The sequence below is a fragment of the Polynucleobacter sp. HIN7 genome (assembly GCF_030297595.1).
Classification (GTDB): Bacteria; Pseudomonadota; Gammaproteobacteria; order Burkholderiales; family Burkholderiaceae; genus Polynucleobacter.
Window position 1 is genome coordinate 92,054 of the sequence record NZ_AP028138.1, and the last position, 18,002, is coordinate 110,055.

Here is an 18,002-nt window from a genome sequence, read left to right on the forward strand (position 1 = left end):
TGGGTCATTATGTTGACTTTAGCTTTGTCCAAAGGACGCATCTTTGAAGAAACCGCCCCTGTTTTAGCAAAGGTGGGTATTCGTCCGCTTGAAGATCCTGAGCAATCCCGTAAGTTAATTATTCCGACCTCTAATCCAGAGGTGCAAATCATCATTGTCCGTGCATCGGACGTACCCACCTATGTGCAATTTGGCGCAGCGGATTTTGGCGTTGCGGGTCAAGACGTTCTGTTAGAAAAAGGCAGCGACGGTTTATACATCCCGATTGATTTAGGAATCGCGCGTTGTCGGATGGCAGTGGCTGTCAAAAATGGCTTTGATTATGCAGCGGCGGTACGCCAGGGATCGCGTTTGCGGGTGGCCACCAAGTATGTCAACTGCGCCCGTGAGCACTTTGCTAATAAGGGCGTGCATATCGATACGATTCATTTATATGGATCGATGGAGTTGGCTCCATTAGTAGGCTTAGCCGATGCGATTGTGGATTTAGTATCGACAGGCAACACCTTGCGCGCCAATAACCTAGTCGAGGTCGAGTCCATTACCGATATCAGCGCACGCTTAATCGTGAATCAAGCATCGTTTAAGCGTAAGCGCGCTCAATTACAAAAGATCTTGAGTATTTGGCAGCCATGAGTGTCAAGATTCGACGCCTGACCAGCCGTGATGCTGGCTTTGAAAAGACCTTGCTATCTAGCTTGTCGATTCCATTAGCCGACGATCAAGCCATTGATCAGATTGTGCTTGGGATTTTGGAGCGTATTGAGCGCGAGGGCGATACGGCACTGTTGCAATACACCCAGCAGTTTGATCGCTTAGCAGTAACTCAGGTTCGTGATCTTGAGATTACCTCTGCTGATTTAGCTGCGGCGTATCATGCTTTACCCCAAGAACAAGCAAACGCACTACGAGCAGCTGCCGAGCGAGTGCGGGCCTATCACGAGCGCCAGAAAGTAGAAACCGGTTGCCATTCGTGGGAATACACCGAGAGCAATGGCACGCGTTTAGGCCAGAAGATTACGCCCTTGGATCGCGTTGGTATTTATGTGCCCGGTGGTAAGGCGGCTTATCCATCTTCCGTTCTTATGAATGCCATTCCTGCCAAAGTTGCAGGGGTTGGTGAGATTGTGATGGTGGTACCTACACCCGATGGTGCGCGCAATCCCTTGGTATTGGCAGCCGCTCATCTAGCGGGAGTGGATCGGGTCTTTACGATTGGTGGTGCCCAAGCGGTTGGCGCATTGGCGTATGGAACCCAAACCGTGCCACCAGTCGATAAGATCGTAGGCCCTGGTAATGCCTATGTAGCAGCAGCCAAGCGCAGAGTATTTGGTCGAGTGGGGATCGATATGATTGCAGGCCCCTCCGAGATCTTGGTGTTATGTGATGGTTCTACCGATCCAGACTGGATTGCAATGGATTTGTTTTCGCAGGCTGAGCACGATGAGCTCGCCCAATCGATTCTGCTCTGTCCTGACAAAGGGTTTATTGATCGAGTGGATGCGAGTATTCAGAAGCTATTGCCGCAAATGCCTAGAGAGAAAGTGATTCGCGCATCCTTGCAAAATCGGGCGCTCTTGATTGAGGTGGACGATATGACACAAGCTTGTCAGATCGCTAATTTGATTGCGGCTGAGCACCTAGAGATTTGCGCAAACAATGCTGATCAATGGGCAGCGCAGATTCGGCATGCAGGCGCTATTTTTATGGGCTCTTATACCAGTGAGTCATTAGGTGATTATTGTGCTGGACCGAATCACGTTTTACCCACGGCACGGACGGCGCGGTTTTCTTCACCTTTAGGTGTTTATGACTTTATCAAGCGCTCGAGCCTCATTGAGGTGAGTGAGGCGGGTGCACAAACCTTAGGTCCCATCGCCAGTACCTTAGCGCATGGCGAAGGTTTGCAGGCGCATGCGCGCGCAGCCGAGATGCGGCTCACGAAAAAATAATTAACTGAGCCCCACTACAGAAAATTACGAGACGATGTCGCACAAGGCATCGATGAGGATGTTCATTTGCTCATTCGTGCCAATCGTAATGCGAAGGTAGTTCTTAATCCGTGGTGTTTTGAAGTGGCGCACGATGATGCCGCGCTCTCGTAAGGCTAAATACAATTTCTCGCCATCATGCTTTGAATGCTGGGTAAAGACAAAGTTAGCGCTTGATGGAAGCGTCTCAAAGCCTAGATTCTTGAGGTACTCGACACAGGCGATCCGGGTTTTGATGACCTCTTGAGTAATGGTATCAAGATGCGCCTGGTCCTCAATCGCCGCAATCGCACCGGCTTGCGCTAATTGACCTAAGGGGTAGGAGTTAAAACTATTCTTCACGCGTTCTAGTCCCGTAATTAAGTCGGGGTGACCTAAAGCGTAACCAACTCGCAGTCCTGCCAAGGCCCTCGATTTTGAGAGCGTGTGGGTGATCAGAAGATTGGGATAGTGTTTTTGTAAGAGTGGTACACACGATTCGGTGCCGTAATCCACGTAGGCCTCATCAACCACCACCACGCTTTGGGTATTTATTTTTAGAAACCCTTCAATTGCTGCGCGCGGTAGAGCGCGACCGGTGGGCGCATTTGGGTTCGGAAAGATGACCCCACCATTTCCGCCTAACTGATTTGTTTTCTGAATGTAGTCATCCAAGTGAATGGCAAATTGACTATCGAGCGCAATCGTTTGGTAGTCAATCCCAAACAGTTGGCAGTAGACGGGGTAGAAGCTGTAGGTGATATCGGGAAAGAGAAGGGGCTTTGGGTGTTTGAGAAGTCCCAAGAACACATGGGCCAGTACTTCATCTGAGCCATTGCCCACAAATACCTGATTAGGTTCTAAGCCATAGTGTTTTGCGATGGCTTCTTTGAGGGCTTTTGCATCCGGATCGGGATAAAGCCGCAAGCCCTCGTGATTACTTGCAGCAATTGCTGCTAAGGCTTTGGGCGAGGGCCCATAGGGGCTCTCATTGGTATTGAGTTTGACAAGTTTCTCGTGTTTGGGCTGCTCTCCCGGGACATACGGGCTTAAGTTCTGCAGGTCGGGGTTCCAAAAGAGGCTCATCGTAATGGGGTCCAAAGAGTAACAATGAAAAACTGGTGAAGTGATTGATTTTGAATGACAAATGATATTATGAACGCTTAAGACTTATTATTTTTATTCACACACCATGCGCCAAGCAGATGTCAGTCGTAATACCTCAGAGACCAAGATCCAAATTACGTTGAACTTGGATGGTACCGGCAAAGCGGATTTGAACTCCGGGGTGCCGTTCTTAGATCATATGCTCGATCAAATTGCCCGTCACGGCATGATCGATCTCAAGGTACATGCCCAGGGCGACACTCACATCGACGATCACCACACCGTGGAGGATGTCGGTATTACTTTGGGCCAAGCGATTGCGAAAGCAGTTGGTGATAAAGCGGGTATTACACGTTATGGTCACTCCTATGTACCACTCGATGAGACCTTGTCGCGCGTTGTGATAGATTTCTCCGGTCGGCCAGGCTTAGAGTTCAACGTACCCTTTACCCGTGCGCGGGTGGGTGACTTTGATGTGGATTTGAGCATCGAGTTCTTCCGTGGTTTTGTAAACCACGCCGGCGTAACCTTGCACATCGATAACATTCGCGGTGTCAATGCGCATCACCAGATTGAGACCGTATTTAAGGCTTTTGGGCGTGCACTGCGTATGGCCTTGAGTATCGATCCACGTTCACCCCATGCGGTGCCATCCACTAAGGGAAGTTTGTAGACACACTTCTTTTACCAACAAATTATTGAGATCGCGATGCACATCGCTATTGTTGATTATGGAATGGGTAATTTGCGCTCGGTCTCGCAGGCTCTGCAGCATGTGGCCCCAGAGTGCAAGATTACAATTGCGAGCGATCCTGCCGAAATCTTGCGTTCAGACCGTGTGGTGTTGCCGGGACAGGGTGCCATGCCCGATTGCATGAAGCAACTCCGTTCTTCAGGTCTCATGGATGCAGTGATGCAGTCGGTGCGTGAGAAGCCACTTTTTGGTATCTGTGTGGGCGAGCAAATGCTTTTTGAAGAGAGCGAAGAGCGCAAACCAGGAGTAACGACCAATACGGCGTGCCTTGCCTTAATGCCAGGGAAGGTAAAACGCTTTCATTTGTCTGGCACGCAAGAAGATGGTTCGAAGTTTAAGATCCCGCATATGGGATGGAACCAGGTTCGCCAAGACCGTGATCATCCGATGTGGCATGGTATCCCTGATATGACGAGTTTTTACTTCGTGCACAGTTATTATGTCGAGGTGGCTAACCCAGAAGATACTGTAGGATCAACGAATTACGGCGGGTGGTTTACATCGGCCGTGGCTCGCGATACTATTTTTGCTACGCAGTTCCATCCCGAGAAAAGTGCTCAATACGGACTTAAGCTCTATCAAAATTTTGTCGCTTGGCGACCCTGATTGATTTCAACAAGATGATCTTATGTTGTTAATACCTGCCATTGATATTAAAGACGGACACTGTGTGCGTCTTGAGCAAGGTGATATGAACCGTAGCACCGTGTTCTCCGAAGATCCTGCGGCGATGGCCAAGCATTGGTTGAGTAAAGGCGCGCGCCGTTTGCATTTGGTTGACCTCAACGGCGCCTTCGCGGGCAAGCCCAAGAATGAGGCTGCAATCAAATCGATTCTGAAAGCAGTGGGCGATGACATTCCCGTGCAATTAGGTGGCGGTATCCGCGATCTAGAAACGATTGAGCGCTTACTCGATGATGGCATTAGCACCATCATCATAGGTACCGCTGCGGTGAAGAACCCCGGATTTTTACAAGATGCGTGTACTGCATTTGCCGGCCACATCATGGTGGGCTTAGATGCTAAAGATGGTAAGGTCGCCACCGACGGTTGGAGTAAGTTAACCGGTCATGAAGTGATCGATCTTGCAAAGAAGTTTGAGGACTACGGCGCTGAGGCTATTATCTACACCGATATCGGGCGCGATGGCATGCTCAAGGGTATCAATCTAGAGGCAACGGTGAAGCTTGCGCAATCGGTGCGTATTCCGGTGATCGCAAGCGGCGGTCTCTCGAGCAAGAAAGATATTGAGGCGCTCTGTGCAGTTGAAGACGAGGGCGTTATGGGCGTGATCGCCGGCCGCTCCATTTACACCGGCGATATTGATCTAACTGAGGCACAACAGTACGCTGATCAACTCAGCAAAGCCAAGTAGGCAAACGATGCTGACCAAACGTATTATTCCTTGCCTCGATGTCACTGCAGGCAGGGTTGTTAAAGGAATTAATTTTGTTGGCTTGCAAGACGCTGGAGATCCGGTGGAGGTTGCAGAGCGTTATAATGAGCAAGGTGCTGATGAACTCACATTCCTAGATATCACTGCAACATCGGATGGCCGTGATCTGATTTTGCCCATCATTGAAGCGGTGGCATCGAAGGTATTTATTCCTTTGACGGTGGGCGGTGGAGTGCGCGCCACTCAGGACGTGCGTCGCTTACTGAATGCTGGCGCTGATAAGGTGAGCATGAACTCCTCAGCAGTTGCCAATCCAGATTTGGTCTCGGATGCGTCCGCGCATTATGGCTCGCAATGCATCGTGGTAGCAATTGATGCCAAGCAAACCGCCCCCAAGCGTTGGGAGGTGTTCACGCATGGTGGACGCAAGGGTACGGGTATCGATGCCATCGAGTGGGCCAAGGAAGTTGCAAAGCGCGGCGCCGGTGAGATCCTGCTCACCAGCATGGATCGCGATGGCACCAAGGATGGGTTTGATCTGGAACTCACTGCTGCGGTAAGTAAAGCAGTACCTGTGCCTGTGATTGCGTCTGGTGGTGTGGGCGGCTTGCAAGATCTAGTCGATGGCATCCAAATTGGGAGAGCCGATGCGGTACTGGCAGCAAGTATCTTTCATTATGGACAGCACAGCGTGCAAGAGGCTAAGCACTATATGGCAGAGCAAGGAATTGCGATTAGACTCTAATCATCATGACCAAGGCTAAATTTACAAAGATATCGGGTTTGCAAGCTGGTCCATGGCTTGATCGCATTGCTTGGAACGAGCAAGGTTTGGTGCCCGTGATTGCTCAAGAGGCTTCATCGGGTGATGTATTGATGATGGCTTGGATGAATCAAGCGTCTCTACTGCAAACCTTGCAAAAGGGTGAGGCAGTGTATTGGTCGCGCTCGCGTAACAAGTTGTGGCATAAGGGCGAAGAGTCGGGTCATACGCAAACCGTGCGAGAGATTCGGTTAGATTGCGATGGCGATACGCTTTTACTAATCGTGGATCAAAAAGACGGAATTGCTTGCCATACCGGCAGTCACAGTTGCTTTTTTAACGAGTGGGACTCTGTGGCGAGCAATTGGGTCGATACAATGAAGCCATGAGTAGCCCGAATCAATTCAACCAAAACCCCAACCTCGATTCCATCTTGGCGCATCTGGCCGATGTGGTTGATAGCCGTCGTGCTGATTTAGCGAGTGGCAAGATCGATGCCGGAAGTTCATACATCGCTCAGTTATTTACTAAGGGTGACGATGCGATTCTGAAGAAGATTGGGGAAGAGGCGACCGAGACCGTGATGGCGGCCAAGGATTCTCGCCAGAATCAGCTTGATCCCAAATACCAACAGTTATTGGTCGGCGAGATGGCTGACTTATGGTTTCACTGCCTGGTGGCGCTCTCAAGGTTCAATTTGCGTCCCGAAGATGTAATAGCCGAGCTCAAGCGTCGTGAGGGTACTTCGGGTATTACCGAGAAGGCCAGTCGCAAAACGTAGTGCTTACCCCCAATTTGCCCGTTTTTGGGCTTAATTCAGGTAAGATGCCAGCCTATGAAACACCCGAGCTATGACCCAAACTGCATTTTTTGCAAGATTGTTGCAGGGGAAATTCCTTGCCAAAAGGTCTACGAGGATGAAGAAATCCTGGCGTTTAAGGACATTAATCCGGCTGCCCCAGTCCATTTATTGCTGATTCCCAAGAAACACCTACCGATGTTGGAGTCAGCGACTGCCCACGATGCGCCATTGCTGGGTAGAATGTTGGAATTAGCCCCGCGTTTAGCTTCCCAAGAAGGATGTCGCCCCGGTAAAGAGGGGGGATTTCGGGTGATGGTGAACAATGGCGCGGATGGGGGTCAGGAGGTTTATCACTTGCATTTGCATGTGATGGGCGGGCCGCGCCCCTGGAAAAAATAATCCGAGGAGAAATTGAGATGGGCTCATTTAGTATTTGGCACTGGTTAATCGTACTGGTCATTATTTTGTTGGTCTTTGGTACCAAGAAACTCCGTAATATTGGTTCTGATCTAGGCGGTGCCGTAAAAGGCTTCAAAGATGGTATGAAAAATGGTGATGAAGCCAAGACCGAACAGATTCAGTCGCAGACCCCTGCTGGTGAAAAGACTGTTGATGTGCAAGCCAAGGACGTGAACAAGTCGTAAGACCTGATCAAACCAAACACACAAACTAAATACCAGCGATGCATCGATGATTGATCTTGGTGTATCAAAGCTCGCCCTGATTGCAGTGGTGGCTTTGATTGTGGTGGGCCCCGAACGTTTACCCAAAGTTGCTCGCATGGCGGGCAATTTATTTGGGCGCGCGCAGCGTTATATGGCCGAAGTTCGTACTGAGGTCAACCGCCAAATTGAGCTCGATGAGTTCAAGAAGCTTCGTGAGGCCAGCGCCGACGCCATGCGGGAGATGGAGAGCACGCTCAATGCCACAGTCCAAGAGGCGAATGTAAATTTGAGTGATCAGGCCGAGCCTACGACCAATGAGTTTTCCAGTTCGCTCTTAGATTCTGCGCCGGATGTGACTAAGGTCTATCGAGATGCTCTGCGTCAGGGTAGGGATAGTTGGGGCGTCAAGCGCACCGCCAGACCCCTTTGGTATAAACACTCAGCGGGTGTGCGCACTCGAGTGCAATCGGGTGCAGCAAGGGTTAAGCGATTTAAACGTCCGGTATTGAGTAAGTAAAAAATCAAGAACAAAGAACAAATCACGATGTCCGATACCAAACCAGGTCAGAGCGAAGAGACTGCAAAAGAGGGCGAGGGTTTTCAAGAAACCTTTATGTCGCACCTCTTTGAGTTGCGCGACCGGGTTATCAAAGCTGCTATAGCAGTCATCGTCGTGTTCCTATCACTCGTTTATTGGGCGCCCGATATCTTTCATTTGTTTGCCAAGCCACTTCTAGATGCCCTTCCAGCCGGGGGTAAGATGATCGTGACCGATGTAACCGGATCCTTTTTTGTGCCGATGAAGGTCACGATGCTGGTTGCATTTTTGATTGCGCTACCGATTGTTCTCTATCAAATGTGGGCCTTTATCGCCCCAGGTCTCTACACCCATGAGAGAAAACTAGTCCTTCCATTAGTAGTAAGCAGTTACTCACTATTTTTGGTTGGAATGTCCTTTGCCTATTTCCTGGTTTTCCCAACCGTCTTCCAGTTTATGGCAAGCTATAACGCACCCCTGGGTGCCGACATGTCGACTGATATTGATAAGTACTTGAGCTTTGCCATGTCCACCTTCTTGGCCTTCGGGATCACTTTTGAGGTACCTGTGGTGGTGGTGGTTCTGGTCAAAATGGGGATTGTGAGCCTAGAAAAGTTAAAAGAGATTAGACCTTATGTGATTGTTGGGGCATTTGTGATTGCCGCGATTGTGACCCCACCAGACGTCTTATCCCAGCTCTTTTTGGCCATTCCTATGTGCCTTCTCTATGAGCTGGGGCTATTTATTGCTCGTTTCTACCTACCCAAAACTGAATCTGAAGAAGAAAAATCAGAATAATTCTGCAACTCATTGATTTAAATGGATTAAATCAATCAAAAATATCTGTTGCACCAATACAACGAATAGCCATAAAAAAGCCTCAAAAGGCTGTATTTACATACAAAAACGGGATAATTCAATGGTCTCGAAGGAATTCGGGCATTTCTTAATTTATGGAGATTTAAACAATGAAAAAATCACTATTTGCACTCGCCGCAGTCGGCGCGTTTGCTGGTGCTGCTCAAGCCCAGTCCAGCGTGACCGTATACGGTATTTTGGATGTGGGATATGTGGGTGGTAATGCCAAGGCAACCACTGTTAACTCAAGTGGTACTCAAGTTACCCCATCAGAAACAGTAAGCCTGCTTGGCCAATCTGCTCAGACTACCAGCCGTTTAGGCTTCCGTGGTACTGAAGACTTAGGTGGTGGCACAACCGCATTCTTTACCTTTGAAACTGGCCTTCAGCCAAATCAAAGCACCCTATCGTCATTTAATAACCGTCAAGCGTTTATTGGTTTAGGTCAAAAAGGTTTGGGTAATGCACGTATTGGTACCCAGTACACTCCAATCCACGAGGCAGTTGGTGCGACTGGTGCTAACCAATTGAACAACTTAGTAGGTGACGTGATTTATCCTCAAAATACTGGCTTGACCAACCAAGACGGTAGCGCAAGTAACGCCAACGCTGGTTACACAGTTCGTGCCAACAACATGATCCGTTTTGAGTCTGACACATTTGCTGGCTTCAAAGGCAAGGCTTTCTATGTTCAGAACTCAAGAAACCAAGATCAGCGTACTTATAGCGCTAGCTCCTCAAGTACCGCAACTCAAGGTTACATAAACGGTATAGGCTACACTGGAGGCAACACCAACAGCACTGGCTGGGGTCTTGGATTGGACTACAGAATTCAAAAATTCTTGATCTCTGCCAACTATCAGTCATTCAAGCAAGAAAACTCTTGGACTTATCAAGAGAACTTAGTTCCAGTTGTAACTGCTGCAGGTCAAACCGCAGTAGTTACTCGTAGCACAGGCGTATCAACTGGTGAGTTGACAAACCTCAATGACAATCAATGGTACGTAGGTGCGACCTATGACTTCGGTATTGTCAAGGCCTATGCTCAGTACATCAACCGTAAGATTGAGTCTGGTCTAGATTCAAATCTCTATGGAAAGCGTACTGCTCAGCAAATTGGTTTGCGTGGAAACGTAACCAAGACTGTAGAGCTCTGGGGCTCGGCTGGTATGGGTCGCAATAGCGCCTTTGGTGTAAGCAATCCAACTGCTAACTTCACTGGTTATCAGTTAGGTGCTAACTACTGGTTGAGTAAGCGTACCAATCTATACACAATCTTTGGTGCAAGCAACACATCGTCCACTTCTGGTAACTATGTAATTCGTGCATCGAACGGGAATGCCGATGGTCCACGTAATTTGAGCGCCAATGCCAACAACTACGCTGTTGGTGTACGTCACACCTTCTAATTTGATGCTAGCTTTGGCTAGTTGAAGATTAGTTGTAGCAAATAAACCCACTGTGGAAACACAGTGGGTTTTTTATAGACTAATCAATTGTTCCAATTGCTTTCGACATAACTACTTATTCACATATGTAGTTGATCAGATTATTAGTCTTAATTCTACTTAATTAAAATCGTCTTAAGCCGTTCGAAAAAACGATTGTCTTTAATGCAGAGAAAAGGTTAACAGTTCTTGCTTAATTAGATTTATGCTTAACAGCAAAGTAATTGCTTTAGTCACAAGAAATATGATTTGGTTCCAAATCTAACTGATAATGGTCATACATCTTTAAATAAATTGCTTCAAGATTTTTGGCAAATAAAGAAGTATTAAATAACGGGGTGATTTGAAGATTATCCCTCAGTTTAAGTTTTACATCTTCTAATTTATTTGGCGCCATTGCAAAATCAATAGCTAAGGCCTCATATTCCTCTTGGCTGAAGGTGATAAGCTCACCTAGACCAATTGTGTTTAATAAACTTGCAGCCACACGGCTTGCAAATGACTGACCCATAAGGGTTAGTATCGGTACCCCCGCTTTTAGTGAGTCAATTGCTGTGGTGTGAGCTCCGTAAGGATAGGTATCTAAAAATAGATCAGCTAGCCGATACCTGGCTAAATAGTCACCCATGGAATCAACTCGTCCAGCAAAAATAATCCGAGAAGGTTCTATGTCTCGATTTTCAAATTCAGCCAGTATGTTCTTTTGAAAATTTCTATTATTTTCCGAAATCCAAAGCACACTATTCTGTGTAGCAAGCAGAATTCTTGCCCAACAATCCAATATAAAAGGGTTGAATTTAAAATCGTTGTTAAAGCAACAATAGATGAAACGATTTCTTGGTAGACCACATTCTTCTCGTGTAAATATCCTGTCAGAGGGAGTGCGTTTTGAGTCATCCACCATATAGGTATTCGGAAGATGGGCAATCTTTTCAGAATACATGTGTTGTTCTGAAATAGGGATAATCGTTCTATCAGCAACTAAATAGTCTATGAACTTAATACCAGTTGTTCCAGGATAACCAAGCCAGTTGACTTGAATTGGGGCGGCGCGATAGGAAAATATACCTCCCCGAGAGTGTTGAGTATGGCCAGCTAAATCGATAGCAATATCGATCTCTAGGTGACGTGCTAATTTAGCAACTTCAAGATCTGATAATTGATTAACTTCGATAAAATGATCAAACACGTTTCTAAGCCGTACATTCATTTGATCGCCGGGAGGAGTCTTCTGCAATGAAAAAGCAATCACTTCAAACCTGCTACGATCATGTAATTCAAATAGCTCAGACGTTAAATGCGAAACCGGATGAGTTCTAAAATCAGGGGAAAAATAAGCAATCCGGAGCCTTTCTTTTTTTGAATATTTTGGAATGGAACCCAATTCTGAATTTGAAGAAAAATAATATTGCACATAAGTATGAGCTGCTTTCTTATGCAACACTGGATCATCAACCAATGATAGTAATGCAAAGGGGCGAATCACCTTCTGATTCCCCATTATTTTTTCAGAAATACTTTCCAAATGGGTCGATAATTCTGACCAATTGCAAATTTTCATTTTGGCGTGAATAAGGTATCCATCAACCCAAAATACATCTGGCTTTAAGTTAAGAGCTTGACTGAAGCAAACAATTGCCTCGTCATAGTCCCCCAGTTCATTTACTGTTACCCCTTTATTAATCCAGCCGGCAGCATAGTCGGGCTTTAACTTAAGAGCTTTGTTATGGTGATCTATAGCTGCATCAAATAGTTTGAGTTCGTAAAGGGCATTTCCTTTTGCAGAATGTGCTTCCGCATAATCAGGCTTAAATTCAAGAGCCTTATCGTAATAAATGACAGCTTCTTCAAAGCGCTTTAGCTCGACAAGAGTGTTCCCTTTGCCAATGTAGCCTTTTAAATAGGACGGTTTAAGACTTAGAGCCTTATCATAATGCGCAATCGCCTCATCAAGACGCTTGAGTTCTTGTAGGGCATTGCCTTTATTAGACCAGGCCTCGGCGTAGTTTGGATTGAGACTGAGCGCCTTATCATAATGAATAACTGCTTCTTCAAACCGTTTAAGCGCTTGCAAAGCATTACCTTTATTAGACCAAGCTTCTGCGAAGTCTGGCCTTAAACTAAGGGCCTTATCGTAATGAGTAATCGCTTCTTCAAAGCAATCGATCTCTTGCAGAGCATTTCCTACATTAGACCAAGCTTCAACATAATTTGGATTAACTTTTATCGATTTTTTATAAAATTCAATCGCATTTTCAAAATTTTTCAGTGAAGCATACACATTACCTAAGTTACTTAAGGTTAAAGGATTTTTTGGCAGAATTCGTAGAGAATCATTTAGGAATTTGAGTGCATCCGGATAGTTGCCCCGCTGTGTATAAACGATGCCCAAGAGTCCTAAAACATGTGGATTATGAGCTTGTAATTTTGATGCCTGATTCAAATAAAGTTCCGCAGAATCCAAATTTGAATTTCCAAGTGACTCAAGCGCTTTGTTTAAAAGGAAGTGAACTTGAGGATTCATCATGAAAATTTATAGTAGATATTCTGATAAAAATTTAACAAGGGAAACTCACTATTTAATGGATTACTTGACACTAAGAGAATGGTTAATCATGAAAGCCTCAAACGCTTTAATTGGCTCAATATCCTCATAGAGAGTTGACTTTCGTTCAATTATTTTATCTTTAACATTTTTACGGAACGAATGATCTTGGCACAGCCTTACTGCTAACTGAATATATTCTGCTGAATCTTTTGCTACCAGTTCTCTAAGTCCAATGCGTTTCAATATCCCACTCCCAAGCCTGCCGCGCAAGAAATTACCATCATGGCTAACTACTGGCAGATTGCATCCGATAGCTTGGATAGCAGTATTAAATCCAGAGAAATGAAGGGTATCAAGCATCGCCGTCGAAGACTTCAATAAACCATGAAACTCACGCGCGTCTAGCCATGGCATGAATGAAATAAACTCTTTAGAATCAAGACCATGTTTGCTGAATTCATTTTCAAGACGATTGCTCAAAACACTGGCCAGCGGGTCTTCAAGGTTAAAAAACACAAATTTACAAGCACCCAACCGTTTCGCTATATTTGCAAAAATCCAATCGCTATCTGGTTGATATTTATAGGGCGTTCCTGGACAGATGAGGACTGGGATATCGGAGGGGAATTGGGACAGAGGCTGATCCTTTGTAGATTGAATATTAACTGGGTCAACGTAGTAAGTGCCAAGATTCGGTAATTGAACTAGCTTTTCAGAATAATAATAAGTGGCATTTGGGGGCTCAAAAAGCTCAGAGGACACATAGTAGTCAATTGTGGGCAAGCCACTTGACTCCGGATGTCCCCATCCAACCAGCTGTACAGGAGAGAGCCTCAAACTTGCAAGTTGAGTGGTTAGTTGATCCATGCCAATTTCGGGGTAGAACAAAAAATCAATTTTTTTGTTAACAATTTCTTGGGCAAAAGCATTTATGTCGTGAGAATAAATGGTGAAAGAATCCGAATTTTCTTTAGCAAAATCTGTTTCCTTATCACAATAGGGGTTGGTGCTAAAAAGATGAATCTCAAAGGCCTCCCTATTTAAATTTTTAATCATTCCCTTAGTGAGTGCATGCCAAACAGAATGATTTCTGAAATGACTGCTGACGATTCCAAGCCTAATTTTTAATCTGGGAGTGTTTTGTTCGGGGCTTGACTGAATAGAAACTGCTTTACCCATCAATTTTGAGCAGAGATCTCCATATTCAGACAGGATATTCTTGTTATTGAAATTGTGATAAGCGAGGTAAAAAGGTTGAGTTGACGCAACAATCTCAATGATTTCATTTGACTTAAGATTTACGTCACTTATCAAGCTGTTTTTGAGTTTTATGAATTCAGTAGTGAAAATTTCTCTAATTGAATTGACATCATTTTTCGGACCCAAAATAGAGGGAATGATGGCAAATACTTTTGCCCACTGCGCCAACCTAAAATTCGGATCGTGCCTTAGGGCAAGATCAAAAAATAATTGAGCCTTATCATTTTGTGCTAAGCCAACGTGCGCAGCACCCTTGCCGTAGTAAGCTTTCGAAGAGGTGTCATCAATCAATAAAGCTGCATCAAAACCACTAATTGCGTTTGCAAATTTTTTTATTTTATTAAGAGTAAATGCTTTTGCTAATAATGCCTCAAAATAATCAGGATCAATGAGTAGGGCGTTATCAAATTCACGGATTGCATGTTCATCCTTATCTAAGCCAGTGAATGCAATACCTTTGCCAAAGAAAGCAACAGCAGACCGAGAGTCAATTTTTAATGTGTCATCAAACGATAAGATTGCTGACTCATATTTTTTTAGCTCATTTAGTGCGATGCCTTTATTTAATAGAGCATCAAAATTAGGTTGTATTTGAATTGACTGTTCGCATGCATTAATCGCTTCAAAGTGCCGCTTAAGCTTGATTAGAGTATTCGATTTATTGGCGTAAGCCTCGCTATATAAAGGATTTAGTTTTATTGCTTTATCAAAAGCTATCAATGCTTCTAAATATCGCTCTAAATGATTGAGGGCAATCCCTTTGTTTGACCATGCCTCAGGAAAGCTGGGATCAATGCTTATTGCTTCGTCAAGGGATTTATTCGCCTCATCGTACTTTTTTAATTGGATGAGTAATTGACTTTTGTTGATAATACTTGCTGCATCATTCGGTTTTATTTGAATTGCTGAGTCATAACAAGCGATTGCGGTATGAAGTTTGCTTTGAAGTGAATATAAAAGTCCCAAGTTATAAAAAATTCTTTCATCATTCTTTATTTCGGTTTTTAAAGACTCGAAAATAAGCAATGCATCATTTATTTTTCCATTATTTGCACAAAGGAGGCCTAATTCAAAAACATAAGATAGCCCCTCTTTTTTTGAGATTCCCTCCAATAAAAGCTTTTGATTATTAGCAAGCTTATTTGATTTAACTAGCTCAAAGAGTTGAATAACAAATGGAGGTGGGTTTTGATTCACAAGTTTGTGCTAATTTTCTTAAAAATACTAAGCGAAGTTACTCTGCTTGCATATCGGAAATGAGTCGTTATTAGACTCACTTCTTTAAACTATCTCTAATTTCTCTTAACAGCACAATATCTTCGGGTGTTGGGGGTGCCTCTTTTGGTTCTTCTGCTCTTATTTTGTTGATGATTTTGACCATCTGGAAGATCACAAATGCGAGCAAGATGAAATTAATCAGGATGGTGATGAAGTTGCCGTAGGCAAAAATAGGTATACCAGCCTTTTTGAGTGCATCAAAGGTTCTTGGTACGTTATCCGGTACTGTGCCAAGAACTATAAACAGGTTGGTAAAGTCAATCCTGCCCCCTAGTAGGGTAGAAATGAGGGGCATGACAATGTCATTGACCAGGGAATCGACGATTTTTCCGAAGGCGCCGCCAATGATGATACCGACCGCCAGGTCAACGACGTTGCCGCGGACCGCAAAGGCCCGGAATTCTTTCATCATCTTGGATGCCACAACTCTCTCCCTAAAAATCATGGGTTTGCTGGAAATTGACCCAAATTAAGCGGTCATTTGGCTTTTTACCTTAAAATTAGAGGTTTATGCAATTCACCCTTTAGAACCCCTTATTTGACTTAGGCACAAGGATAGATCGTACATGAGTGATACCCCAAAAATGGATAAAGACCGCCGCACTTGGCTGATTGCTACGACTGCTGTTGGTGGTTGTGGAGCCGCTGCTGTTGCATACCCATTTCTAGATAGTTTCCAACCATCCGAGCGTGCTAAGGCTGCTGGTGCCCCGGTTGAGGTCGATATCTCCGGCATGAAGCCTGATGAGATTCGCACGGTTGAGTGGCGCGGTAAGCCAGTTTGGGTCTTACGCCGCACCCCAGAGCAAGTAGCTGAACTTCCTAAATTAGACGGCGAGCTGGCCGATCCCAAGTCTTTGCGTGATCCCGCAGCTTTAACACCTACTTATGCTCGCAATGACCACCGCTCGATTAAGCCTGAGTATTTTGTGGCAGTTGGTATTTGTTCACATTTAGGTTGCTCACCAACGGCGAAGTTACAAGCAGGCCCACAACCATCCTTGCCAAACGATTGGCCAGGCGGTTTCTTGTGCCCTTGCCATGGCTCTACCTTTGATTTGGCTGGCCGCGTCTATAAGAACAAGCCGGCTCCGGACAACTTAGAAGTGCCTCCCCACATGTATTTGAGCGACACCAAGATTTTGATTGGTGAGGACAAGAAGTCGTAATTTGTTTATTTAATTATTAGTTACTGATTTAGGAAACTAACTATGGCATTCCAAGAAATTAAAGTCCCAGAAAACGCCTCTGTTGCTCAAAAAGGCTTGGCATGGGTGGATTCGCGCTTCCCATTGACTAAGCTCTTTAAAGAGCATATGAGCGAGTACTATGCTCCAAAGAACTTTAACTTCTGGTACTTCTTTGGCTCCTTAGCCATTGTGGTGTTGGTGATTCAGATTGTGACCGGTATTTTCCTCGTCATGAACTACAAACCCGATGCCATGAAAGCATTTGATTCGGTTGAGTACATCATGCGCGAGGTTCCCTGGGGTTGGCTGATTCGTTACATGCACTCGACTGGCGCTTCGATGTTCTTCGTAGTGGTCTACCTGCATATGTTCCGTGGCTTGATCTATGGTTCTTATCAAAAACCGCGTGAACTCATTTGGATCTTTGGTTGCACCATTTTCTTATTGCTCATGGCTGAGGCTTTCTTGGGATATCTCTTACCCTGGGGCCAAATGTCCTACTGGGGCGCTCAGGTGATTATTAATCTCTTTGCTGCTATTCCCTTAATTGGTCCAGACTTGGCTTTGTGGCTACGCGGTGATTATGTGGTGGGCGACGCAACTTTGAATCGCTTCTTCTCCTTGCACGTGATCGCTTTGCCATTAGTTCTAGTTGGCTTAGTTGCAGCTCATATCATTGCGCTACATGAAGTGGGCTCTAACAACCCTGACGGCATTGATATTAAGAAGAACCTAGATGCCTCTGGTAAGCCAGTGGACGGTATTCCATTTCATCCTTACTACTCAGTGCATGACATTATGGGTCTCGGTGTGTTCCTCATGATCTTCGCCGCCATTGTGTTCTTTGCACCTGAGATGGGTGGCTACTTCTTAGAGGCCAACAATTTTATTCCGGCTGATCCCTTGCAAACGCCTTCGCATATTGCGCCGGTGTGGTATTTCACGCCGTTCTATTCCATGCTGCGTGCGACCACCACCCCGTTCCTGATCCCTCTGTGGATTCTGTGCGCAGTGATTTTGGGGATGGTCATTAAGAACAACAAAGACATCCGGGTGAAAGCCGTTTGCGTTGGCATTTTGGCTGCTCTTGCGGTTGGTTTTTATGTGTTTGATGCGAAGTTCTGGGGCGTGGTCATCATGGGCGGTACGGTCGTGATCCTGTTCTTCTTGCCTTGGCTCGATAAATCCCCAGTGCGCTCGATCCGTTATCGCCCAGATTTTCATAAATACATTTACGGCATTTTCATTGTGAGCTTTGTGATCTTGGGTTATCTCGGCATCAAGCCACCCTCACCACTTTTTGAGAAGATCTCGCAGGTATGTACGATTTACTATCTGGCATTTTTCTTTGCCATGCCTTGGTGGAGCAAGATGGGTAAATTTAAGCCCGTGCCCGATCGCGTGACCTTTGAGGCGCACTAATCC

General features: G+C 45.5%; 19 protein-coding genes. 15 read left to right on the plus strand and 4 right to left on the minus strand.

Annotated features, from left to right (window positions below; translation table 11 throughout):
• The first annotated feature begins 9 nt into the window (after positions 1–9).
• The gene (gene hisG / locus QUE64_RS00530; RefSeq protein ID WP_286225461.1) at positions 10–636 is read left to right on the plus strand and encodes an ATP phosphoribosyltransferase; all 627 of its coding nucleotides are present in this window, start codon (positions 10–12) and stop codon (positions 634–636) included.
• Positions 633–1,952 carry a histidinol dehydrogenase gene (hisD, locus tag QUE64_RS00535; RefSeq protein WP_286225462.1) on the plus strand — a complete coding sequence of 440 codons (1,320 nt, stop codon included), beginning with the start codon at positions 633–635 and terminating at the stop codon, positions 1,950–1,952. Before hisG ends, hisD begins: the two co-directional genes overlap by 4 nt.
• 24 nt (positions 1,953–1,976) lie before the next feature.
• On the opposite strand, the gene hisC is transcribed toward hisD, so the two are convergent.
• A complete protein-coding gene (hisC, locus tag QUE64_RS00540) occupies positions 1,977–3,056 on the minus strand; it encodes a histidinol-phosphate transaminase (protein WP_286225463.1) in 1,080 nt (359 codons plus the stop codon).
• A gap of 106 nt (positions 3,057–3,162) precedes the next feature.
• Here hisC and hisB point away from each other — a divergent pair, with 106 nt between their 5' ends.
• From hisB to QUE64_RS00595, 11 genes are all read left to right on the plus strand, one after another.
• Positions 3,163–3,750: an imidazoleglycerol-phosphate dehydratase HisB gene (gene hisB, locus QUE64_RS00545; protein WP_108507634.1), complete on the plus strand. Its 588-nt coding sequence runs from the start codon at positions 3,163–3,165 to the stop codon at positions 3,748–3,750.
• A gap of 36 nt (positions 3,751–3,786) precedes the next feature.
• Entirely contained in the window at positions 3,787–4,437 is a 651-nt protein-coding gene (hisH, locus tag QUE64_RS00550; protein ID WP_286225464.1) for an imidazole glycerol phosphate synthase subunit HisH, read from the plus strand.
• Positions 4,438–4,459: 22 nt separating this feature from the next.
• The gene (gene hisA, locus QUE64_RS00555; RefSeq protein WP_286223813.1) at positions 4,460–5,206 is read left to right on the plus strand and encodes a 1-(5-phosphoribosyl)-5-[(5-phosphoribosylamino)methylideneamino]imidazole-4-carboxamide isomerase; all 747 of its coding nucleotides are present in this window, start codon (positions 4,460–4,462) and stop codon (positions 5,204–5,206) included.
• A gap of 7 nt (positions 5,207–5,213) precedes the next feature.
• Positions 5,214–5,972, plus strand: a complete 759-nt coding sequence (gene hisF / locus QUE64_RS00560; RefSeq protein WP_286223814.1) for an imidazole glycerol phosphate synthase subunit HisF — start codon at positions 5,214–5,216, stop codon at positions 5,970–5,972.
• A gap of 5 nt (positions 5,973–5,977) precedes the next feature.
• Positions 5,978–6,379, plus strand: a complete 402-nt coding sequence (gene hisI / locus QUE64_RS00565) for a phosphoribosyl-AMP cyclohydrolase (protein WP_286225465.1) — start codon at positions 5,978–5,980, stop codon at positions 6,377–6,379.
• Positions 6,376–6,771, plus strand: a complete 396-nt coding sequence (locus QUE64_RS00570) for a phosphoribosyl-ATP diphosphatase (RefSeq protein ID WP_286225466.1) — start codon at positions 6,376–6,378, stop codon at positions 6,769–6,771. The genes hisI and QUE64_RS00570 overlap by 4 nt, the downstream gene beginning before the upstream one ends.
• Before the next feature lie 54 nt (positions 6,772–6,825).
• Complete coding sequence (locus QUE64_RS00575; protein WP_286225467.1) at positions 6,826–7,191, plus strand: histidine triad nucleotide-binding protein; 366 nt, start codon at positions 6,826–6,828, stop codon at positions 7,189–7,191.
• A gap of 17 nt (positions 7,192–7,208) precedes the next feature.
• Complete coding sequence (tatA, locus tag QUE64_RS00580; protein ID WP_286225468.1) at positions 7,209–7,436, plus strand: Sec-independent protein translocase subunit TatA; 228 nt, start codon at positions 7,209–7,211, stop codon at positions 7,434–7,436.
• A 46-nt stretch (positions 7,437–7,482) separates the two neighbouring features.
• A complete protein-coding gene (gene tatB, locus QUE64_RS00585) occupies positions 7,483–7,974 on the plus strand; it encodes a Sec-independent protein translocase protein TatB (protein WP_286223819.1) in 492 nt (163 codons plus the stop codon).
• A 27-nt stretch (positions 7,975–8,001) separates the two neighbouring features.
• Positions 8,002–8,793 (plus strand): twin-arginine translocase subunit TatC, encoded by a 792-nt coding sequence (tatC, locus tag QUE64_RS00590; RefSeq protein ID WP_286225469.1) that lies wholly within the window; start codon positions 8,002–8,004, stop codon positions 8,791–8,793.
• A 170-nt stretch (positions 8,794–8,963) separates the two neighbouring features.
• Positions 8,964–10,262: a porin gene (locus QUE64_RS00595; RefSeq protein WP_286225470.1), complete on the plus strand. Its 1,299-nt coding sequence runs from the start codon at positions 8,964–8,966 to the stop codon at positions 10,260–10,262.
• Between the two features lie 268 nt (positions 10,263–10,530).
• On the opposite strand, the gene QUE64_RS00600 is transcribed toward QUE64_RS00595, so the two are convergent.
• The 3 genes from QUE64_RS00600 to mscL all read right to left on the minus strand — a co-directional run bounded on the left by QUE64_RS00600 (position 10,531) and on the right by mscL (position 15,799).
• Entirely contained in the window at positions 10,531–12,828 is a 2,298-nt protein-coding gene (locus QUE64_RS00600) for a tetratricopeptide repeat protein (RefSeq protein WP_286225471.1), read from the minus strand.
• A 60-nt stretch (positions 12,829–12,888) separates the two neighbouring features.
• Positions 12,889–15,306 (minus strand): O-linked N-acetylglucosamine transferase family protein, encoded by a 2,418-nt coding sequence (locus QUE64_RS00605; RefSeq protein WP_286225472.1) that lies wholly within the window; start codon positions 15,304–15,306, stop codon positions 12,889–12,891.
• A gap of 76 nt (positions 15,307–15,382) precedes the next feature.
• Positions 15,383–15,799: a large conductance mechanosensitive channel protein MscL gene (mscL, locus tag QUE64_RS00610; RefSeq protein WP_286224685.1), complete on the minus strand. Its 417-nt coding sequence runs from the start codon at positions 15,797–15,799 to the stop codon at positions 15,383–15,385.
• 154 nt (positions 15,800–15,953) lie between these two features.
• Between mscL and petA the strand changes: the two genes are divergently transcribed.
• Together petA and QUE64_RS00620 are read left to right on the plus strand one after the other, a co-directional pair.
• Complete coding sequence (gene petA, locus QUE64_RS00615) at positions 15,954–16,556, plus strand: ubiquinol-cytochrome c reductase iron-sulfur subunit (protein ID WP_108507647.1); 603 nt, start codon at positions 15,954–15,956, stop codon at positions 16,554–16,556.
• 42 nt (positions 16,557–16,598) lie between these two features.
• Positions 16,599–17,999: a cytochrome b gene (locus tag QUE64_RS00620; RefSeq protein WP_286225474.1), complete on the plus strand. Its 1,401-nt coding sequence runs from the start codon at positions 16,599–16,601 to the stop codon at positions 17,997–17,999.
• The last annotated feature ends 3 nt before the right edge of the window (positions 18,000–18,002 follow it).